Consider the following 16,791-nt stretch of genomic DNA (forward strand, 5'->3'; position numbering starts at 1 on the left):
CGACCTGATGCGACCACCTCTTCTTCTGACCCGCTCGGTGCCGCTGCGCACCCGCGTCACGCTCCTCGCGGCCGGCGCGGTGGCGCTCGCCGTCGCCGTCACCTCCATCGCGGCCTACGCCGTCGTCTCGCGGGCGTTGTACTCGGAGGTCGACACCCAGTTGCGGGCGCGGGCCGCCGCGCTCGTCGAGTCGAGCACCCTCATCACCTACGACCCGCGCTATATCGGCGGGGCCCAGCTCTACAGCTCCGACATCAGCGTCGCCCTGATCTATCCGGATCTCGGCAGGTACGTGCCGCCGGGCTCGTCGGTCCCCATCGGCGAATCCGAACTGGCGGTGGCCGAGGGCGACCGTGAGTCGTCGCTGCGCACCGTCGCCCAGCAGCGCGTACTGGCCCAGCGCATGCCCGACGGCAGCACGGTCGTGATCGCGCAGCGACTGCGTCCCACCGTCGAGATCCTCAACCGCCTGGCGAGTGTGCTGTTCATCGTCGGCGGGTGCGGGGTGGTGCTCGCCGCCGCCGTGGGTGCGACGGTCGGCCGCACCGGTCTGCGTCCCGTCGCCCGGCTCACCGCCGCCGCCGAGCGGGTCGCCCGCACCGACGACCTGCGGCCCATCCGGGTGACCGGCCACGACGAGCTCGCCCGTCTCACCGAGAGCTTCAACATGATGCTGCGCGCGCTCGCCGAGTCGCGGGAACGGCAGAGCCGGCTGGTCGCCGACGCCGGTCACGAACTGAAGACACCGCTGACCTCACTGCGGACCAACATGGAACTGCTCATCGCGGCGAGCCGTCCCGGTGCACCGAGCCTGCCCGACGAGGACATGGCCGAGTTGCGGGCCGACGTCATCGGCCAGATCGAGGAGTTGTCGACGCTCGTCGGTGATCTCGTCGACCTCGCCCGTGAGGAGGCGCCGGAGACGGTCTTCGAGGTCGTCGACGTCGCCGAGGTGGTGGACCGCAGTCTCGAACGCGCGCGTCGACGGCGTACCGACATCGAGTTCCGGGCGACCACCGAGCAGTGGTTCGTCTTCGGCGACCAGGCCGGACTCACCCGCGCGGTGGTCAACGTCCTCGACAACGCGGCCAAGTGGAGCCCGGCGGGGGAGGACGTCGTCGTGAACATGCGGCAGATCGCCAGTGGCCTGATGGAACTGACCGTCGACGACGCCGGCCCGGGGATCCCGGAGGAGGAACGCGAGCTGGTGTTCGAGCGGTTCTACCGGGCGACGACCGCGCGGTCGATGCCGGGATCCGGGCTGGGACTGGCCATCGTGCGACAGATGGTCACGAAGCACGGCGGGACGATCGCCGTCGAACGGTCGGATCGTGGCGGCGCGCTGATCCGCATCGTGTTGCCCGGCACACCGACCCTCGACGGAGAGACACACCCCACCGAGATCGGATGAATTCGACAGCAAAATCGCGGGTACTTCTGAGGCGACTCTCAGCTGCCCGGTCCATGCTGGACGAAGAAGCGCGGAGGTGCTCGACGCACCCCGCATGATCGGCCACCGCACGCCGACGTCGACCCGTATGCGTCCGGTGGCCCCGGCGGACGAAGGCGAAGTGACGAATGAGTGAGGACCCCACCCGCGGCGCGGGAGCACCGCAACCGCAACCCCATCCGTACGGCCCCGGTGGATACACCGAGCCCTACGCGCAGGCCGCCCAGCAGCCGGCACCTCCGCCGCCGGCGCCCGGCCCGAACCACACGGCATCGAATCGCATGCCCGGCCGTTCCGCTCTCGTCGTCGGTGCCATCGCACTGGCGCTGGTGAGCGGCGGCATCGGTGGCGCGGTCGGCGCGTGGTCGATGCGCGACTCGTCCGGACCGGTCGTCAACTCCCTCGACGCCCCGCGGCCCGAGACACAGACGATCGCCGCTGCTCCCGAGGGCAGCGTGCAGGCCGTCGCCGACAGGGTCGTGCCGAGCGTCGTGCGAATCGAGGTCCTCGGCCGCACGGGTGCCGGTGAGGGTTCGGGTGTGGTCCTGTCCTCGGACGGATTGATCCTCACCAACAACCACGTCGTGGCGGGCGGCGGGCAGGGCGCGCGCCTGACGGTCTTCTTCTCGGACGGCTCCACCGCACCGGCGACGGTCGTCGGCGCGGACGCGGTCTCGGACATCGCCGTCATCCGGACGGAGGGTCGCACCGACCTCACGCCCATCGAACTCGGCAGCGCCGAGAACCTCGCGGTGGGCCAGGAGGTCGTGGCCGTCGGCTCGCCTCTCGGACTCCAGAGCACCGTGACGGCGGGCATCGTCTCGGCCCTCAACCGCCCCGTCTCCACGAGCGGGGACACCGCCAACCAGGCGTCTGTCATCGACGCGATCCAGACCGACGCGGCGATCAACCCGGGCAACTCCGGCGGCGCGCTCGTCGACATGGAAGGTCGCCTCGTCGGCATCAACACCGCGATCGCCACGGCCGGCGGACAGTCGGGCTCGATCGGCCTCGGCTTCGCGATCCCCGTCGAGCAGGCCCGGCGTATCGCGCAGGAACTCGTCGACACCGGTCAGGCGACGCACTCGATCATCGGCGTCCAGGTCCCGTCCCGGGACAACGCCTACGGCGCGCGCGTCGTGGAGGTCGTGCCCGACGGCCCGGCCGATCGTGCGGGCATCCCGAACAACGCGCTCATCGTCCGCGTCGACGAGCGGGTCATCACCGACGGCGACTCGCTCATCGCCGCGATCCGCTCCCACGCTCCCGGCGAGACCGTGAAGATCACCTACCGCACGGCCGACGGTGAGGAGAACACCGTCGACGTCGTGACCACCGCAGATTCCGCCGGACGATGAGGGACGACATGGACATAGCTCACATTTCGGTACAAGAGCCGCATGCTCTCGACCCGCAAACTACCGTGGACCTCATGGAACTCGAAGCTCCCAGAAAAGGCCGCGCGCTCGTCGTCGTCGTCGACGATCGCGTCTCCCACGGCGACAGTCCGGACTCCGCGGGCCCGCTGGTCACGGAGCTTCTCGTCGAAGGTGGCTTCGCGGTCGACGGTGTCGTGTCGGTCGCGGCCGACGAGGTCGAGATCCGAAATGCGCTCAACACCGCGGTGATCGGCGGCGTCGATCTGGTGATTTCCGTCGGTGGCACCGGTGTCACCCCGCGCGACGTGACTCCCGACGCGACCGAGGACGTGCTCGATCACGAGATCCGCGGCATCGCCGAGGCACTGCGTTCGTCGGGTCTGGCGTCGGGTGCCGTCGACGCCGGCCTCTCCCGCGGTCTCGTGGGAGTCTCCGGATCGACGCTCGTGGTGAACCTCGCGTCGTCGCGTCCCGCCATCCGCGACGGGATGGCAACCCTGCTGCCTCTCGCGGCTCACGTCATCGAAGAGCTGTCCTGGATGGAGGAGTGACGCCATGGCCGGCGACCCTGCGGACCCGCAGGAGCCCGACGAGGTGACCGAAGAGAAGCGTGAGAGCCGTGCCCGGATCGACCGGGCACGGCTGGCGCGCATCTTCGGCGACGTGCTTCCCGAGACCACTCGCGATGAACGACGGGACAACGATCCTCGCGAGGGCGGATCGGACGAATGGCTGCGACGTCAGGTACCACCACACCACTCCGGCTCGTGATGTGTGTCACATTTGCCGGGTTGCTCTCGAGGTGATTCGAACTCGTTGTCGGCCGTGAAGAAACGGCGATGCAACGTTTCGTTCAACTCCGCATGATCCACCATGTGGGACGCGGAGGCGCTGTGCGGTCGCTGAGGGCACCCTTCGAGACATGACGGGTGAAAGCCTCGAGTCGCCCTACCTGGGCAAACCGAAAAATGCGCCATACAGCGCGCATGTTGTACGGCGTGTCGGCATCCACAACCGACGTGTCCGTTTCGTGAACATTTTGTGTGTCCCACGCGTCTCACGAGCCGTCTCGAGCCCTCGGCGTTACATTTCCGAGCCGTTGCTCTGGGAAAGGTCACGGTCTAATCTCCCTCTCAGGTTCAAACCGGTCGAGCCCGGGCCCAGCGGCCCGGGCTCGATCACGAATCGGTAACGCAAAACCGTGCGGACGATGGACGTAACCGACACACCGACGGCTGATCCGCCGGTGTGTTCGCTGTGGACAGCGACCCGCGGGCGACAGGGCGACCACTTGTTGTCGGACGCGGTGCGCAACCCGGCACGCAGAGAACGGATGAGGCATTCATGAAGATTCAGACGCGACGTGGCTTCCGGGCCGCCCGCAACGCCACGGTGGCGGCAGCTGCTGTGGCCGGTCTGGTTCTCGGATCGGCCGGCGCCGCAGGTGCCGAGGTCAACGACCAGAACCGGATCGTCTCCAACGGCCACGAGGTCATCGTCACGCAGGAGGACACCTTCATCAACGGTGTGCCCCCGATCGGCGGCAGCCCGCTGAGCCGTGAGTGGTTCCACAACGGCCGCGGCATCGCCAACATCGTCGGCCCCGAGGCGGCGGACTTCGAGGGCTCGACCTTCCAGTTCGGTTACCAGGTCGCGTGGACCGCCTCGCTTGACGGCGCAATCGGTTTCAGCTGGAGTAGCCCCGACGTCGAAGTCGGGGTCTTTGCGGCACGTTCGGATGCTTTTGAGGAGATCGGCGAACAGCCGGTACTCGATGAGGACGACAACCCCGTCCTGGACGACGAGGGGCAGCCGGTCATGGAACCGATCTACCGACGCATCGAGGGCGGCGGAGATATCGAGCTCGACGCCGTCGAGACGGGGATCTTCGAGATTCTTCCGCAGGCGACCGCAGCCGTCGAACTGACCCCCGCGCCCGGTATTGAAGAGATCGTCGTTGCTGAGGGCGATTTCGATGGTGATTTCAAGGAAGTCCAGATCGCCAATGTCCACGGTGCCGCCACCGGTGTCATCGGACCGGTCTCCCTCCGCCCCTTCGTCCGTGTGATCACCGCCAACGGCGACAACGTCACCACCTACGGCCAGGTCTGGACCCTCTAGTCCTGCTCCGCGCCATCCCGCAAGAAGTCCCCACCACCACAAACGGAGTAATCATGGGAATCAAGTCGCGTGGCTTCAAGGCCGCTCGTAACGCCGCCGTCGCCGGTGCCGCCGTGCTCGGTCTGGTGCTTGGTGCCTCGGGCGCCGCTTCGGCCGAGGTCAACGACCAGAACCGCATCGTCTCCGACGGCGTCGAGGTCGTCGTGACCCAGGAGGACACCTTCATCCAGGGTGTTCCGGCTCTCGGCGGCAGCCCGTTCAACCGCGAGTTCTTCCACAACGGCCGCGGCACCGTGAACCTGCTCGGTGACGGTGCAGCCGACGCGGAGGGTACCCTCTTCCAGTTCGGCTACCAGTTCGCGTGGGCCGGCAGCATCGACGGCGCCATCGGCGTGACCTACTCCACCCCGCAGCTTGAGGTCGCTATCAAGCCCGCTGGACCCGAGGCCAAGGTCACCGACATCCTCCCGCAGGCCTACGCCGAGCTCGAGCTGACCCCGGCTCCGGGCATCGAGGAGCTCGTCGTCGCCGAGGGCGAGTTCGACGGTGATTTCAAGACCGTTCAGTTCTCCAACGTCCACGGCACCGCCTCCGGCGTCCTCGGCGCTGTCCAGGTCCGTCCGTTCGTCCGCGCCATCACGGCCAACGGCGACAACGTCACCACCTACGGCGCTCCCTGGACCGTCTAAGTAGTAGACGTCCGGCTCACGCCGAACACAGCACGACAAGACCGGGCTCGCTCGAAACTCGAGCGGGCCCGGTCTTCTTCGTCGTCGGGCACCTACTCGATTCCGGGGCTGGGTTTGGCGTGCGCGCCACCCTGACCCGACTGCGCGGCCTGGGCTTCGAGGATGTCGCGGATCTGGATGAGCAGGTCCTCGGCGCTGGCCTGCTTGTCCTCCGGCTCGGTGACGAACTTCTTCTTCGCCGCGTTGGCGGGGACGATGAGCACGAAGTACACGACCGCGGCGATGATGACGAAGTTGATTGCCGCGGAGATCACCGCGCCGATGTTGACGAACGTCGCGGGATTGTCGCTCAGGATCTGGAAACCCCAACCCATCTCGTTGTCGCCGCCCACCGCGCTGATGAGCGGTTCGATGATGTACTCGGTGAAGGCCGTGACGATGGCGGTGAACGCCGCGCCGACCACGACCGCGACGGCGAGGTCGAGGACGTTGCCTCTCAACAGGAAGTCCTTGAAGCCCTTCAGCATGGTGTGCTCCTTCTCGCGGCCTGTCCGCCGGAGCCGCGCACATGAGGTAGGTCACACGGACGTCCACACGATAAACCGCGAGGTCGGTTCCTCGTGGGGATTGTGCAGTGGGGAACGTGCAGGGGGGATCGTGTAGGGCAAACGACCGCGACATTCAGTGCAGCGTGACGGTCAGCGCGCTCACGAGCGACGCCGCGGCGACCGCCGTGGCCGGTTCGGGTTCCAGCGCGACCAGCACGACCCGCTCGTTCCGATCCCGCGCCGACCCGGCGGATTCGGCCAGGACCACCACCGCGCCCCGGGCGAGGACGTGTGCGCCGGGCAGGGGGCCGTCGTCGGTCTCCGTCACCGTGAGGACGTCGACGCGGTCGCCTTCGCGGAGCAGTTCGCTCACACCGGCATCGGCGAGCCGGATGGGCACCACGCGGGCGTCGGCGAATCCGGTGGCGGCTGCGGCGAGACGGGGACCGAGAAGGCGGGTATCGACGAGGGGTTCACCGGCGGGTACGGGACCGGCGAGCGTGTGGCCCACGGCGTCGTCGAGGTCGTGCAGGGTCCCGGCGACCAGACCGGACCGATCGCGCTCCACGTGAGCGACGTCGTCAGCCGTGAGGGTGTGCCCGGGTGCGAGATCGCGAGCCGCGACGACGACACCCACGCGATCGGTGTCGGGGTCGCCGCGCAGCGCGAGGATCACTGCCAGGACGGCGAGGAGTCCGGCCGCGATCCGGCGGGCCCGGACGATGCGCGACCAGCCGGGGCGGAGGAGTTCGACGAACCGATCGGGGAGGGTGGGCTGCAACGAGGCACCCGCAGAGGAGCGCGAGCGGTGCGGACGCGCGCGCTCACGTTGGAGGAACGAGAAAGGGCCGACGGGCATGCCCCGAACCTAGAAGGTGGGGATGCCCTGTCGGCCCCGATGAGCTCTCGGAAACGGCGGTCTGTGGATGACTCGACCGCCTGTGGACAAAGGAGTCCGGAAGGTCAGCTCGCGGCGGCAGCCGGAGCCGAGGACGTGCTGCTCGACGACGTGCTGCTCGACGACGAGCTGCTGTCGCTCGACGAGGAGCTGCTCGAGCTCGTCGACGCGGATTCGCTCGCGGTGCTGCCGCTGCGGGAGTCGGTGCGGTAGAAGCCGCTGCCCTTGAACACGATGCCGACCGAGTTGAAGAGCTTGCGCAGCTTGCCCTCGCACTGCGGGCATTCGGTCAGGGAGTCGTCGCTGAAGGACTGCACGATGTCGAACTTGTTGTCGCAGGCCGTGCAGGCATATGAGTAGGTGGGCACCGGTTGATCCTCCGCCAGTTCGTCGAACCGCAGTATTCGTCGTACTGCAGTTTTGGCACTCTACCGCCGACAGTGCCAACAGCGCTAGGGAGTGTGTTGTTCCGCACGGTCGTCGCTACCGAGCCGGACCAGCCCTTTCCCGGGTGTCAGCGCCCATCCCATGCGGATGTCGTGGGGGTCCTCGGGGAGTTCGTCGACGAGTTCTTCATCGCGGACCACCGCGATGATCACGGCGTCGGGAGAGGCGAGGTGCAAGGTGCGGTCGTAGAAGCCGGCGCCGCGGCCGAGCCGCACTCCCCGCGCGTCCACCGCCAGGGCCGGGACGAGCACCGTGTGGGCCTTCGCCACCGCTTCGGGCGGGAGGATCTCACCACCCGGCTCGCGGAGCCCGAAATCCGCCGCCATCAGCGTCTTCTCGCCCATGTAGCGGGCCCACGACAGCGGTTCGCCCGTGCGTGTCACCGGGACGAGCACCGTCGTTCCGGCCTCGGTCAGAGCATCGAGGAGCGCGATCGATCCGGGCTCCGAACCCACCGGCACATATGCGCACACCACAGACCCCGCCGGGGCGAGCGTCGAGGCCACCGTGGCGAGCGCGGTGTCCTCGACTCTGCGCCTCGCAGCACTCAGCTCGCGCCGAGCTGTAAGAATGCGGTCACGCCAGACCGCTTTCGGGGGTGGGGGCATGTCTGCGCCTTACGATTGCCGAACCACCGTCCTCGGTGGCCGAAGTTTAGGGTGGGAGTCTATGACGAACAGTACGACCGGAGGCACGCGGCATTTCAAGACCGCGGTTGTCCCCGCAGCAGGTATGGGGACGCGGTTCCTTCCCGCGACCAAGACGGTTCCGAAGGAACTCCTTCCGGTGGTCGACACGCCCGGCATCGAGCTCGTGGCGGGTGAAGCCGCGGAGTCGGGCGCCGAGCGCCTCCTCATCGTGACGGCGCCGGGCAAGGACGGCGTGGTCGCGCACTTCGTCGAGGACCTCGTCCTCGAGTCCAAGCTCGAGGAGAAGGGCAAGTACGAGCTCCTCGCCAAGGTCCGCAAGGCCCAGGGGCTGCTCGAGGTCGAGTCCGTGGTCCAGGAGAAGCCGCTCGGTCTCGGTCACGCCGTGGCGTGCGCCGAGGAGGCGCTCGATCCCGACGAGGACGCGATCGCCGTGCTGCTGCCCGATGACCTCGTGCTGCCGGTGGGCGTGCTCGAGACGATGCAGCGTGTCCGCGCCAAGCGTGGCGGTTCCGTGCTGTGCGCGATCGACGTGCCCAAGGATCAGGTCAGCGCGTACGGCGTCTTCGACGTCGAGGTCGTGCCGGACGCCGCCAATCCCGACGTGCTCAAGGTGCTCGGCATGGTCGAGAAGCCGGCCGTGGAGGACGCACCGTCGACCTTCGCCGCCGCCGGCCGCTATCTGCTCGACCGGGCGATCTTCGACGCACTGCGTCGCATCGAGCCCGGAGCCGGGGGAGAACTGCAGCTCACCGACGCGATCGCCCTGCTCATCTCCGAGGGTCATCCCGTCCACGTGGTGGTGCACCGCGGCACCCGACACGACCTCGGAAATCCCGGTGGCTATCTGCGCGCTGCGGTTGACTCGGCGTTGAACACGGAAGAGTACGGGCCCTCGCTGCGCGAGTGGCTCCTCGAGCGCCTGAAGCGCTGACTGCAGGACGGGCTGGAGGACGAGAAGCGGTATGCGGTCGGTTGAGGATCAGCAGGCCAGGGTCACGGCGGCGGCAGTCGCACCCCGGCCGGTCCGGGTGGCCATTTCCGAGGCGCAGGGTCTGCTGTGTGCGGAGGAAGTGGTCACCGAGCGACCCCTACCCGGATTCGACCAGGCGGCGATCGACGGATACGCCGTGCGCAGCGTCGACGTCCAGGCCCCGGCCGAGACCGACGGCGGGTCCGCACCCGCCGAGGTGACGCTGCCGGTCGTGGGCGAGGTGCGTGCCGGTTCGCGTCAGCCGATCCGTCTCCAGCCCCGTCAGGCGGTGCGCGTCGACACCGGTGCGCCGCTGCCCACGCTCGCCGACGCGGTGCTGCCGCTCGACAACACCGACGGTGGTGCCGCACGCATCAAGGTGCTCGAGCCGGTGCGTTCGGGCGACTACGTGCGTCGCACCGGCGACGACGTCCAGCCCGGCGACATCGCGGTGCGCGCCGGGACGATCATCGGGGCCGCCCAGGTGGGTCTGCTCGCCGCGGTCGGCCGCGACAAGGTGCTCGTCCATCCGCGGCCGCGACTGTCGGTCATCTCAGTCGGCGGCGAACTCGTCGACGTCGATCGCACGCCCGGGCCGGGACAGGTCTACGACGTCAACTCCTACGCGCTGGCCGCGGCTGCGCGCGACGCCGGAGCCGACGTCAACCGGGTCGGGATCGCGAGTACCGATCCGAAGCGGCTGCGCGAGGTCGTCGAGGGTCAGTTGATCCGCGCCGAGATCGTCGTGATCGCTGGTGCCGTGGGCGGTGGTGCGCTCGAGGAGGTCCGCGAGGCACTGTCCGATCTCGGTGAGCTGGGCGTCGAGCGGATCGCGATGCATCCGGGCTCGGTTCAGGGCTTCGGGCGTCTCGGCCGCGACGAGGTGCCGACCTTCCTGCTGCCCGCCAACCCAGTGAGCGCGCTCGTCGTGTTCGAGGTGATGGTCCGGCCGTTGATCCGCATCGCGCTCGGCCGGCGCCAGCCGATGCGCCGCGTCGTCTCTGCACGCACGGTCGCCCCCATCACCTCGATCCCCGGTCGCAAGGGTTTCCTGCGCGGCCAGCTCATGCGCGACGAGACGACGGGCGACTATCTCGTGCAGGCGCTCGGCGGCGCCGCGGGCTCGTCGTCGCACCTGCTCGCGACCCTCGCCGAGGCGAACTGTCTCGTCATCGTCGACCCCGAGGTCTCCGAGATCCGCACGGGAGATCCGGTGGACGTGGCGTTCCTCGGGCAGCGTGGTTGATGTCCCGTCATCCCGGCTGGCCGGCCGAGCTCGGGCCGCTGCGGGTGGCCGGGGGCGTGGTGACCGTCCGATCGATCCGACTCCGCGACGCCGCGGCGTGGAGCCGCCTGCGTCTGCGTGATCGCGCGCATCTCGAGCCGTGGGAGCCGACCGGTGAGGCGCCGTGGGACATGCGGCACCACATCTCGGTGTGGCCGGGGCTCTACCGCAGTCTGCGGTCGGAGGCCCACAAAGGCCTGATGCTGCCGATGGCCATCGAGTTGGACGGCAGGTTCTGCGGGCAGCTGACGGTGGGCAACATCGTGCGCGGAGCGCTGCGCTCGGCCTGGATCGGCTACTGGGTGGAGAAGGAGGTCAACGGCCTCGGTGTCGCGACCGCCGCCGTCGCCCTCGGGCTCGACCACTGCTTCGGCCCGGTCGGGCTGCACCGTGTCGAGGCCACCGTGCGGCCCGAGAACGAGCCCAGTCGCGCGGTGCTGCGCAACATCGGCTTCCGCGAGGAAGGTCTGTTGAAGCGCTATCTCGACGTCCAGGGCCGATTCCGCGACCATCTGCTGGTCGCGATGACGGTCGAGGAGGTGCCGGGCTCGGTCTCGGACCGTCTCGTCCGTGCCGGTCGCGCGACCTGGTCCTGACCACTTCCCGTCTCGAGTCGGGTTCGTCCGTTATGTAACGCAGGTTACTCGCAACTCGAGTAACAATCCCCAGCGCGTGTGGGATCCCTGTGATTAGAGTGAAGAGAGTGTCAGTTGGTTTCGCGTGACTCGAGTGACTTCTGTAGTCGATTGAGTCGGCGTTTCTGTACAGGTAAGCGCAGTGATGCCGTTAGCCTCATGTAGGTCGGTGGCGTCGACGGGCTGGTAGGGCGACGACTGGAGGGAGGACCACCGGATGCCGAACTCGCTTCTGTGGATCGGGCTCGTTGCCGTGTGGTTGTTCGTTCTGGTGCCCATGCTGGTCACGAAGCGTCCTCGAATCCGGCAGACGACCGACGCCGCTCTCGCAACTCGAGTTCTGCACCGCGGAGACGACGAGCCGATCACCCCTCGGGGGCCGGCCGCCGGGCACCGCAGCGATCCTCATTGGCGTCCGAGTCGTGACCGCACGCACCGCACCCCCGCGGAGGACCGCATGAACACTGAACTCGACGACAGGCCGGAGATCGATTCCGACGAGGCCGACGTCCACGACGAAGCAGCACCCGACCGTGAGCCCGTGCGCGCACATGCACCGCAGCGCCGGGGCCGTGGCGGATTCGACCCGCACGCCGATGCGGTCGCCAGCGCCGCGCGATACGAATTCCGTCAGCGGGCCGTTCTCGGCCTGCTGATCGCCGCGATCATGACGTCGGCGCTCGCCCTGATCGTCTCGTCGGTCATGTGGTGGCTCGCCGGTCTCGCGGCCGTGGCTCTCGTCGCCTACCTGTTCTACCTGCGGCGCCAAGTGCGTCTCGAGCAGGAGATCCGGCGGCGTCGGCTCGCGCGACTGCAGCGGTCCCGCGCAGGGGCCCGTGGCGGCCACGACGACGTTCCGCAGCGCCTGCGTCGCCCGGGGGCCGTGGTCCTCGAGGTCGACGACGAGGATCCGGAGTTCGAACATCTCGACCGCTACGAGGACGACTACGGCATCGACCACGGTTACGACGTCCGAGCGAGCGACGGCGGCGACGAGCCCGGCGACTACGTCGTTCCCCGCGCAGTGGGGGAATGATCGTCCGACGACGCTTCCGGCGGGGCCCGCACCGAATCGGTGCGGGCCCCGGCCCGTCTGCGGAGCAGGTCGCGAAATCGCCTGTCACCTGCGCCGACACTCCGATTTCGTGATGGACGGGGTGGTTTGCTAGAGTTTGCGAGTCGGTTCCCTCGGAACCTACGGGGCTGTGGCGCAGTTGGTAGCGCGCTTCGTTCGCATCGAAGAGGTCAGGGGTTCGATTCCCCTCAGCTCCACCCCCGAAAGCCCCGCCCGCGGCGGGGCTTTCGTCGTATGCGGGGTCATTCGCTGGCGGGTCCACGCCGAACCCGGCAGACTGTGTGGCATGGACCACAGGATGAGTGACGACGAGTTGCGTCGGGCGATCCGGGTACTGCGCGAGCGCGCCGACCTCGCGCGCAGCGAGAATCGCCACGACGATGTCGAGATGATCGAGCGCACGATTCGGGAATACCAGGAGGAGATGGCACAGCGGCTCTGAGTTCGATTCTGCGAGTTCCATCCGCCGGAGCCGCACGCTCCGGCTCACAGGTCGCTTCGCTCGGGCACACAAGTCGATTCGCTCCGGTGCATCCGGTTTTTCCGTGGCGCGCCGGAGCGTCGTGTCGTCACGGCGAGGCTAGGGTGTCGCCATGGCGATCACCGACCTGCGCGGAACCAAATTCCTTGTGACCGGCGCGGCCAGCGGAATCGGCCGCGCCCTGGCCCATGCGGCCTCCGATCGCGGGGCCCGGCTGGTGCTCACCGACCTGCAGGAGGAGGTCCTCGACGAGGTCGTCCGCAGCGTTCGTGAGCGCGGCGGCACCGTGCTGCACTCGGCCGCCTTCGACATCTCCGACTACGAGGCCGTCACCGCCTTCGCCCGCGACGTGCACGAGGCGTGCGGGTCGCTCGACATCGTCGCCAACGTCGCCGGAGTGTCGGTGTGGGGCACGGTCGACCGGCTGAAGCACGAGCACTGGAAGCTCATGGTGGACGTCAACCTCATGGGGCCCATCCACGTCATCGAGAACTTCGTGCCGGCCATGATCGAGGCCGGTCGCGGCGGGCACATCGTCAACGTCTCCTCGGCCGCCGGGCTGCTCGCCCTGCCGTGGCACGCCGCCTACAGCGCAAGCAAATTCGGTCTGCGCGGGGTGTCGGAGGTGCTGCGGTTCGACCTCAAGCGCGACGGCATCGGTGTCTCGCTCGTCGTCCCCGGGGCCGTGCGCACACCGCTGGTCGACACCGTGCAGATCGTCGGCGTCGACCGCGACCGCCCCGAGGTCCGCAAGCTCACCCAACGGTTCGTCCGGCATGCCGCGGCCCCCGAGAAGGTGGCCGAACGCATCGTCGCCGGCATCCTGAAGAACCGCTTCATGGTCTACACGTCGTTCGACACCCGGTTCGGTTACTGGTGGGCCCGCAAGTTCGCGCCGCCCTACAACCTCGTCATGCAGGCCGCCAACGACTACTTCCGTCGCGTCGTCGGCACGAAGTGACGATTCTTCCGGATCATTCCGACGCGCGGCGCAGTTCGGCGTGCAGGTGATGCGTCAGCGGGGTGTCGGCGTGGGCCATCCAGAAGTCGTAGACCAGCACGTCGCCGTCGACCTCGAAACGCCGCCGGACCTCGCGCACGGGCTTGGCGTCGGGTGAGCGCTCCAAGGTGAGGGTGGTGAAGTCCAGGACGCCGCCCTCCGGCCGGGCCCGCTGGATCTCGACGAACCCGGTGGGCTGCGAGACGAGCAGTTCGACATCGTCGCCGCTGCGGCGCAGGTAGCCGTTCTCGGTGTGCAGAGGGCGTCCCTCCGTCCGGTGCCGCGTACGGCTGACGTACATCAGGAAGGGCTTGCCGGGAATGGTGGCGAACTCGATCGTCTCGTCGTACGCGAAGTCGTCGATGGTGGGATAGTGGCCGTCGCCACCTCCGGTCCAGCGCCCGGCGAACGGTGCCAGGCACCCGAGCGGGTCGTCGACCATGAAATCTCCCTCGTGTTCTCGGTGTGTTCTTCGCAATCGTTGTCGCCGTACTCGACGCGCCTGACCCGGATGTCGCCGTCCTGCGCGATACCGTGAGCATATGAGTCATCGCTGGGGTGTCGAGTCCGAAGTCGGTGAACTCCGCGCCGTGATGCTGCACCGGCCCGGCGCCGAACTCGAACGCCTCACGCCCCGCAACAACGACCAGCTGCTCTTCGACGCCCTGCCGTGGGTGGCGCGGGCACAGGAGGAACACGACGCCTTCGCCGACCTGCTGCGCAGCCGCGGGGTCGAGGTGTTCCTGCTGGCCGACCTGCTCACCGAGACACTCGAGGCCAGTGGCGCCGCGCGGGTACAGAGCGTGTCGTCGGCCGTCGACGCGCAGCGTCTCGGTTATGCGCTCGCGGAGGAACTGACGGGCCATCTGCGTGCCCTGCCCGCTGCCGAGCTCGCCCGGATCCTCATCGCGGGCATGACCTTCGACGAACTGCCCGCGGTGGGCAACGGCGCAGCTCCGTCCCTCGTGCGCCTGATGCACCACGGTTCCGATTTCGCGATCGCACCGCTGCCGAACCTGCTCTTCACGCGTGATTCGTCGTTCTGGCTCGGATCGCGCGTCGCGATCCCCAACCTGGCACTGCCTGCGCGCCGGCGCGAGACCAGCCTCACCGACCTCATCTACGCCTTCCACCCGCAGTTCCTTCACGTGCGACGCGCGTACGAATCGCACACCGCGCCGGTCGAGGGTGGCGACGTGTTGCTGCTCGCGCCCGGCGTCGTCGCCGTCGGAGTGGGGGAGAGGACGAGTCCGGCCGGTGCGGAAGCGTTGGCGCGCAGCGTCTTCGACGACGGGCTCGCGCACACCGTGCTGGCGGTGCCGATCGAGCAGCGACGGGCGTCGATGCACCTCGACACCGTGTGCACGATGGTCGACGTCGACGCGGTGGTGATGTACCCGGCGATCCGGGACAGCCTCCAGGCGTTCGCCATCCACCGCGAGAACGGCGCGGTGCAGATCTCGGGGCCGCGCCCCTTCCTCGAGGCCGCCGCCGATGCGATGGGGATCGAGAAACTGCGCGTCATCGACACCGGTCTGGATTCCGTTGTCGCCGAGCGTGAGCAGTGGGACGACGGGAACAACACGCTGGCCGTGGCGCCCGGCGTCGTCGTCGCCTACGAACGCAATGTCGAGACGAACACCCGCCTCGAGGATTCGGGGATCGAGGTGCTGCGGATCGCCGGGTCGGAACTCGGTTCCGGCCGCGGCGGTCCGCGATGCATGTCGTGCCCGCTCTCGCGGGCGGCCCTGTAGCTGCCGTCAGAGGATCTCGCGCACCTTGTCGACCGGACGCGCGAGCACGGTGCCCTTGTCGGTGACGACCAGCGGACGTTCGATGAGGATCGGGTTCGCGACCATCGCGTCGAGCAGTTCGTCCTCGGACGCCTCGGCGAGGTTCAGCTCCTTGTAGAGCGATTCCTTCTTCCGGATCGCCCGACTCGGTGTGAGACCTGCCGCATCGAGCAGCGACCGCAGCTCGTCGCGAGACGGCGGAGTCTCGAGATATTTGATGACCGTGGGTTCGAGTCCGTTCTCCTTCAGCAGCGCCAAAGTGTTGCGTGACGTGCTGCAGCGCGGGTTGTGATAGATCGTCGCCGTGGTTGCCATGGCCCGATTCTGCCCTGACGCAGTCCGTATTCAGGTGCCACCCGCGGCCGTGTTGCCCGATTCGTCCCTGTTGAAGCTGCTGGGAAGCGTTATTACGATTTTCGCGCCCTGAAGTTTTTCGAATTCTCTCTCAGAAAAGGCACGGAGCACGATGCTCAAAGGTTTCAAGGATTTCCTGCTGCGCGGAAACGTCGTCGAACTCGCCGTCGCAGTGGTCGTCGGCGCGGCGTTCACGTCCATCGTCACGGCGTTCACCGATCACATCGTGAACCCGCTGGTCGCCGCTGTGGGTGGCGACAACGAGATGGGCTTCGGCTTCCGCCTGCTCTCGTCGAACGACGCTACCTTCGTCAACCTCGGTGCCGTCATCTCCGCGGCGATCAACTTCTTCATCATCGCCGCCGTCGTCTACTTCGTGCTCATCGTGCCGGTCAATGCCGCCAAGGCCCGCTTCGCGCCGGAGAAGGAGCCCGAGGACGAGCCGCTGAGCGAGACCGATCTGCTCATCCAGATCCGCGACCTGCTCGAGACCGGCAGCTACAACCACGCCCCTGCCGACGCGCCCTCGGCCGAAGCGCCCGTCAAGGTCACCGAGCGCTGATAACCTGCGAGAATGCTCGACCTCACCATCGATCCCGACTCGCCCGTCCCGCCGTTCGAGCAACTGCGCCGGCGCATCGTCGAGCTGGTACACGATGGTGAGCTGATCGCAGGTTCGAAGCTGCCCACCGTCCGGGGCCTCGCCGACACCCTCGGCATCGCACCGAACACGGTCGCCAAGACCTATCGGGAACTCGAGAAGCTGGGCGTGCTCGAGGCCCGCGGGCGGGCTGGGACGTTCGTCGCCGACACGGGCGATCCCACCCGCACGCGGGCCCAGCTATCCACCAACGAGTACGTCGCCGAGGTGAGGGCACTCGGGATGTCCGACGAGGAGATCCTCGAATTCGTCTCGGCCGCCCTGCGTGCAGGCTGACCTGCCGATCTGCGGGATCGCGCAGAGTATGCATGTCGCGTCCGAAATGTGACGATTTTCTCGGGTTCGGCGATTCCGC

Annotated in this window: 21 protein-coding genes and 1 tRNA gene; 16 read left to right on the top strand and 6 right to left on the bottom strand. The window is 68.1% G+C overall.

Annotation, left to right across the window (positions count from 1 at the left end; translation table 11 throughout):
* Positions 1–7: 7 nt before the first annotated feature.
* The 6 genes from C6Y44_RS05710 (at position 8) to C6Y44_RS05735 (ending at position 5,639) form a co-directional block, all read left to right on the top strand.
* A complete protein-coding gene (locus tag C6Y44_RS05710; protein ID WP_159419025.1) occupies positions 8–1,411 on the top strand; it encodes a HAMP domain-containing sensor histidine kinase in 1,404 nt (467 codons plus the stop codon).
* A gap of 167 nt (positions 1,412–1,578) precedes the next feature.
* Positions 1,579–2,808, top strand: coding sequence for a S1C family serine protease (locus C6Y44_RS05715; RefSeq protein ID WP_174246924.1), 1,230 nt, complete (start codon positions 1,579–1,581; stop codon positions 2,806–2,808).
* A 74-nt stretch (positions 2,809–2,882) separates the two neighbouring features.
* Entirely contained in the window at positions 2,883–3,380 is a 498-nt protein-coding gene (locus C6Y44_RS05720) for a MogA/MoaB family molybdenum cofactor biosynthesis protein (protein ID WP_174246923.1), read from the top strand.
* A 4-nt stretch (positions 3,381–3,384) separates the two neighbouring features.
* A complete protein-coding gene (locus C6Y44_RS05725; protein ID WP_159416483.1) occupies positions 3,385–3,600 on the top strand; it encodes a hypothetical protein in 216 nt (71 codons plus the stop codon).
* A gap of 573 nt (positions 3,601–4,173) precedes the next feature.
* Complete coding sequence (locus C6Y44_RS05730) at positions 4,174–4,950, top strand: MspA family porin (protein WP_159416482.1); 777 nt, start codon at positions 4,174–4,176, stop codon at positions 4,948–4,950.
* Positions 4,951–5,003: 53 nt separating this feature from the next.
* Complete coding sequence (locus tag C6Y44_RS05735) at positions 5,004–5,639, top strand: MspA family porin (protein WP_159416481.1); 636 nt, start codon at positions 5,004–5,006, stop codon at positions 5,637–5,639.
* Between the two features lie 92 nt (positions 5,640–5,731).
* On the opposite strand, the gene mscL (C6Y44_RS05740) is transcribed toward C6Y44_RS05735, so the two are convergent.
* From mscL (C6Y44_RS05740) to C6Y44_RS05755, 4 genes are all read right to left on the bottom strand, one after another.
* Positions 5,732–6,166: a large conductance mechanosensitive channel protein MscL gene (gene mscL, locus C6Y44_RS05740; RefSeq protein ID WP_120281666.1), complete on the bottom strand. Its 435-nt coding sequence runs from the start codon at positions 6,164–6,166 to the stop codon at positions 5,732–5,734.
* Positions 6,167–6,320: 154 nt separating this feature from the next.
* Positions 6,321–7,046, bottom strand: a complete 726-nt coding sequence (locus C6Y44_RS05745) for an SAF domain-containing protein (protein WP_159416480.1) — start codon at positions 7,044–7,046, stop codon at positions 6,321–6,323.
* A 104-nt stretch (positions 7,047–7,150) separates the two neighbouring features.
* Complete coding sequence (locus tag C6Y44_RS05750) at positions 7,151–7,453, bottom strand: FmdB family zinc ribbon protein (RefSeq protein WP_159416479.1); 303 nt, start codon at positions 7,451–7,453, stop codon at positions 7,151–7,153.
* A gap of 84 nt (positions 7,454–7,537) precedes the next feature.
* Positions 7,538–8,140: a 5-formyltetrahydrofolate cyclo-ligase gene (locus C6Y44_RS05755; protein WP_192378725.1), complete on the bottom strand. Its 603-nt coding sequence runs from the start codon at positions 8,138–8,140 to the stop codon at positions 7,538–7,540.
* Positions 8,141–8,201: 61 nt separating this feature from the next.
* Here C6Y44_RS05755 and C6Y44_RS05760 point away from each other — a divergent pair, with 61 nt between their 5' ends.
* The 7 genes from C6Y44_RS05760 to C6Y44_RS05790 all read left to right on the top strand — a co-directional run bounded on the left by C6Y44_RS05760 (position 8,202) and on the right by C6Y44_RS05790 (position 13,589).
* Positions 8,202–9,113: a UTP--glucose-1-phosphate uridylyltransferase gene (locus C6Y44_RS05760; RefSeq protein ID WP_016692916.1), complete on the top strand. Its 912-nt coding sequence runs from the start codon at positions 8,202–8,204 to the stop codon at positions 9,111–9,113.
* Between the two features lie 31 nt (positions 9,114–9,144).
* Positions 9,145–10,398: a molybdotransferase-like divisome protein Glp gene (gene glp, locus C6Y44_RS05765; RefSeq protein WP_106200503.1), complete on the top strand. Its 1,254-nt coding sequence runs from the start codon at positions 9,145–9,147 to the stop codon at positions 10,396–10,398.
* Positions 10,398–11,033 (top strand): GNAT family N-acetyltransferase, encoded by a 636-nt coding sequence (locus tag C6Y44_RS05770; RefSeq protein ID WP_106200502.1) that lies wholly within the window; start codon positions 10,398–10,400, stop codon positions 11,031–11,033. Before glp ends, C6Y44_RS05770 begins: the two co-directional genes overlap by 1 nt.
* A gap of 256 nt (positions 11,034–11,289) precedes the next feature.
* The gene (gene sepX / locus C6Y44_RS05775) at positions 11,290–12,108 is read left to right on the top strand and encodes a divisome protein SepX/GlpR (RefSeq protein ID WP_106200501.1); all 819 of its coding nucleotides are present in this window, start codon (positions 11,290–11,292) and stop codon (positions 12,106–12,108) included.
* Positions 12,109–12,271: 163 nt separating this feature from the next.
* Positions 12,272–12,344: transfer RNA gene (locus tag C6Y44_RS05780), tRNA-Ala, on the top strand.
* 101 nt (positions 12,345–12,445) lie between these two features.
* On the top strand, positions 12,446–12,589 hold the full coding sequence (locus tag C6Y44_RS05785) for a hypothetical protein (RefSeq protein ID WP_157788873.1): 144 nt from the start codon (positions 12,446–12,448) through the stop codon (positions 12,587–12,589).
* Positions 12,590–12,740: 151 nt separating this feature from the next.
* The gene (locus C6Y44_RS05790; protein WP_159416477.1) at positions 12,741–13,589 is read left to right on the top strand and encodes an SDR family oxidoreductase; all 849 of its coding nucleotides are present in this window, start codon (positions 12,741–12,743) and stop codon (positions 13,587–13,589) included.
* 13 nt (positions 13,590–13,602) lie between these two features.
* On the opposite strand, the gene C6Y44_RS05795 is transcribed toward C6Y44_RS05790, so the two are convergent.
* A complete protein-coding gene (locus tag C6Y44_RS05795) occupies positions 13,603–14,070 on the bottom strand; it encodes an FABP family protein (protein WP_159416476.1) in 468 nt (155 codons plus the stop codon).
* Between the two features lie 100 nt (positions 14,071–14,170).
* Here C6Y44_RS05795 and arcA point away from each other — a divergent pair, with 100 nt between their 5' ends.
* Positions 14,171–15,382 carry an arginine deiminase gene (gene arcA / locus C6Y44_RS05800; RefSeq protein ID WP_159416475.1) on the top strand — a complete coding sequence of 404 codons (1,212 nt, stop codon included), beginning with the start codon at positions 14,171–14,173 and terminating at the stop codon, positions 15,380–15,382.
* Between the two features lie 6 nt (positions 15,383–15,388).
* Here arcA and arsC read toward each other — a convergent pair whose 3' ends face one another.
* Positions 15,389–15,736 carry an arsenate reductase (glutaredoxin) gene (gene arsC / locus C6Y44_RS05805; protein WP_016692909.1) on the bottom strand — a complete coding sequence of 116 codons (348 nt, stop codon included), beginning with the start codon at positions 15,734–15,736 and terminating at the stop codon, positions 15,389–15,391.
* Between the two features lie 151 nt (positions 15,737–15,887).
* Between arsC and mscL (C6Y44_RS05810) the strand changes: the two genes are divergently transcribed.
* Both mscL (C6Y44_RS05810) and C6Y44_RS05815 read left to right on the top strand, forming a co-directional pair.
* The gene (gene mscL / locus C6Y44_RS05810; RefSeq protein WP_059381667.1) at positions 15,888–16,337 is read left to right on the top strand and encodes a large conductance mechanosensitive channel protein MscL; all 450 of its coding nucleotides are present in this window, start codon (positions 15,888–15,890) and stop codon (positions 16,335–16,337) included.
* Between the two features lie 12 nt (positions 16,338–16,349).
* Positions 16,350–16,712 carry a GntR family transcriptional regulator gene (locus C6Y44_RS05815; protein ID WP_159416474.1) on the top strand — a complete coding sequence of 121 codons (363 nt, stop codon included), beginning with the start codon at positions 16,350–16,352 and terminating at the stop codon, positions 16,710–16,712.
* Positions 16,713–16,791 lie beyond the last annotated feature (79 nt).

Source organism: Rhodococcus rhodochrous (assembly GCF_014854695.1).
In the GTDB taxonomy this organism is placed as follows: Bacteria; Actinomycetota; Actinomycetes; order Mycobacteriales; family Mycobacteriaceae; genus Rhodococcus.